This is a genomic window from Sphingorhabdus sp. (assembly GCF_044354325.1).
Classification (GTDB): domain Bacteria; phylum Pseudomonadota; class Alphaproteobacteria; order Sphingomonadales; family Sphingomonadaceae; genus Sphingorhabdus_B.
Genome location: NZ_JBILAF010000165.1, coordinates 1 through 3,030, shown reverse-complemented (window position 1 = coordinate 3,030; position 3,030 = coordinate 1). Strand labels below are relative to the sequence as shown.

The window sequence follows — 3,030 nt, the reverse complement described above, 5'->3', positions numbered from 1 at the left end:
GCGGGCTGCGGTCTGGATACGTGCGCCTTCAAATGTGCGCATCAATTGCTTGAATCCCTGCCCCTCTTGGCCGCCCAACAAAGCATCTTCAGGGGCAAGCATGCCATCAAATTGCAACGCATATTCGCGCATGCCGCGATAGCCCAGCACTTCGATCTCACTGCCGGACATGCCCGTCGCCGGAAACGGGTCGCTATCCGTTCCGCGCGGCTTGGGGACGAGCAGCATCGACAGCCCCGCATAGCCTTTCGCATCGGGCACAGTGCGCACAAGCATGGTCATCAGATCGGAGCGGCTGCCATGCGTAATCCATGTCTTTGCACCATTGATCGTCCATCCATCAGCGGTCCGTTGCGCGCGGGTTTGCAGCGCGCCGAGGTCAGACCCTGTGTCGGGTTCGGTAAACACGGCGGTCGGCAAAATTTCTCCGCTCGCAATTTTCGGCAGCCAATGCGCCTTTTGTGCCTCTGTACCGCCCATGGAGATCAATTCACCGGCGATTTCAGACCGCGTGCTCAGCGAACCCGCGCCAATCCATCCACGCGAGAGCTCTTCGGTTATCACGCACATGACCAGCTTGGATAAGCCAAGCCCGCCATATTCGGTAGGAATACACACGCCGAAAGTGCCAAGCGCCGCCATTGCCGAAATCGTATCATCGGGGATCAAATCATTGGCCAAATGCCAGCGATGCGCGTGCGGCAAAATCTCGCTATTGGTAAAGCGGCGATATTGATCGCGAATGGCATCAAGCTCTGCGTCATGAAGGCTTTCGCTCGGCATCGCACCTGACGCCAGCGCCTGCGCGACATCGGCGCGCACCGCCGCATGATCTGCACCCAATAAATCTGCGCAACGTGCGGCCAACAGTGCCGCCTGTTGCGACATGCCAAGATCAACGGGACGGAATATCTCATTCTGTCCCATCGGCAATCCGCCGGTCAATTGCCCAAGCGTTTCGGCAAAAATCAGCGTCGCAATGTTTCGATCAACTTCGGTTCCGTCATTATGCAGGCGAAGCCAATCCGCCACGGCTTCGAGCGCAGCCACGCTTGTCGCAATCCACGAAAAGCCGTGGGCCGCACGTTGGTCGGCATCCATCGACCGCTCTTTTACCCGGTCGGACAGCGCCGCCTTCGCCGCATCGCGGTAGCCCTCAGCAGCTTCGAGAGCGGCCGCAAAACTCATGCGCGTTCAAACACCGCCGCTATGCCCTGACCACCGCCAATGCACATTGTTTCAAGCCCGAAGCGCACATCGCGGCGTTGCATTTCACGGGTAAGGTTCGCCAATATACGGCCGCCAGTTGCCCCGATTGGGTGACCAAGCGAAATGCCGGAACCGTTGACATTCAGCATGTCATGACGGCTATCATCATCCGACCAGCCCCATCCTTTGAGACAGGCGAGCACTTGCGGTGCAAATGCCTCGTTCAATTCAATCAGTCCGATATCGTCCCAAGAAAGGCCATTGCGGGCAAAGAGCCGCTCTGTCGCTGGAACGGGACCAAAGCCCATGCGTGATGGCTCGCAACCGGCTGCTGCCCAGCTATGGAAATAGGCGATCGGTTCCAAGCCAAGTTCTTCAAGCTTGTCCTCTGCGACGACAAGGCATGCGGCTGCAGCGTCATTTTGTTGGCTGGCATTGCCCGCAGTGACCACGCCGCCCTCGAGCGGCCGTAACGCGGCCATTGTCTCAAGCGTCGCATCCGCGCGATAGCCTTCATCATGATCAAAGACGATTGGATCGCCTTTTCGTTGCGCGATGCTGACGGGCACCAATTCATCGTCAAACAGACCATTGGCCCATGCCGCCGCCGCGCGCTGGTGCGATCGGGCTGCATAGGCGTCACATGCTTCGCGGCTGATGTCATGGTCTTTGGCCAGATTTTCGGCGGTTTCAATCATACCGGTGATCACACCAAAGCGTTCGACGGGCTGACTCATCACGCGTCCGCGGGTCAACCGGTCATGCAAGGTCAGATTGCCCGCCCGAACGCCTTTGCGGATGTCGGTGGTGTAATGTTCAACATTGGACATGCTTTCGCATCCGCCTGCGACCACCATATCGCTCACACCGGTCTGGACCATCATCGCGGCATTCACGATCGCCTGCAGGCCAGATCCGCAACGACGGTCGATCTGGTAACCCGGCACTTCAATCGGCAAGCCAGCGGCCAGCCATGACCAATGCCCGATGCACGGGGCCTCACCGCTGCCATATCCTTGCGCGAACACAACATCGTCCACGCGGGACGGGTCAATCTTCGTCCGCTCGACAAGCGCTTTCAATATGATGCCGCCCAGCTCACCTGCATTTAACGAAGAAAGCGCGCCGCCAAATTTGCCGACGGGCGTACGGATGGGGGCGACGATGGCGGCACGGCGAAGCGTATTCATTTGGCAATTCCTACTGTTCCAGAGTCGATGAGACGGGCAATTTCGCCCGAGGATAGGCCGAGCGTAGCACTCAATATTTCCTCGCTATGCGCCCCATTGCGCGGCGCTGCTTTTGCGTCGCCACGCGGCAATTGGGGAATAGTGCCAAAAGCACCAGCCGCAGGATAATTGAAGCCCGACGGGTTTGCGTCAAAGTCGCTAAACATCGGGTTATTACCAACCAAGCGTGGATCATGCGCAGCGTCCAACATCGTTCGATAGGCCGAATGAACAATTCCGGCCTCATCAAGCGTTGACGCCATCACCGCGTGATCGAGCGAACCAATTGCCCGTTCAAACAACGGATAAAGCGCATCGCGGTGCTGAAAGCGAAGCCCATCGTCTTTGGCGAAGCTCACTCCGCGCTCCGCCTCTATCGCCTCCACCTGCGCCGTCAAACCAAGCGCACCGATAAGGTTCGCCCATTGGCGGTGGGTGACAACGACCACCATCGTGCGCACATTGTCTTTGGTCACAAAATCGCGCCCGAACAAACCATAGACCGCGTTGCCGAGCCGAGGGCGATTGGCATTATTGTGCAACACTTCTGCGACACCGCCCAGATTGGCAACGGTGCCTATGGCGACGTCCG

General features: G+C 58.4%; 3 protein-coding genes. All 3 read right to left on the bottom strand.

Features of this window, described 5'->3' with window-relative positions; all coding sequences use genetic code 11:
* Positions 1 to 1,188, bottom strand: a 1,188-nt coding sequence (locus ACIQ0G_RS10825) for an acyl-CoA dehydrogenase family protein (protein ID WP_397577911.1), incomplete at its 3' end; no start/stop codon positions are given.
* On the bottom strand, positions 1,185 to 2,399 hold the full coding sequence (locus ACIQ0G_RS10820; protein ID WP_397577910.1) for an acetyl-CoA C-acetyltransferase: 1,215 nt from the start codon (positions 2,397 to 2,399) through the stop codon (positions 1,185 to 1,187). The genes ACIQ0G_RS10820 and ACIQ0G_RS10825, both read right to left, overlap by 4 nt.
* Positions 2,396 to 3,030 (bottom strand): CoA transferase (locus tag ACIQ0G_RS10815; RefSeq protein ID WP_397577909.1); only part of this gene is annotated, 635 nt, incomplete at its 5' end. The genes ACIQ0G_RS10815 and ACIQ0G_RS10820, both read right to left, overlap by 4 nt.

Excerpts from the sequence above, each read along its gene's own strand:
- ACIQ0G_RS10820 (WP_397577910.1), bottom strand. The coding sequence starts at position 2,399 with ATGAATACGCTTCGCCGTGCCGCCATCGTCGCCCCCATCCGTACGCCC.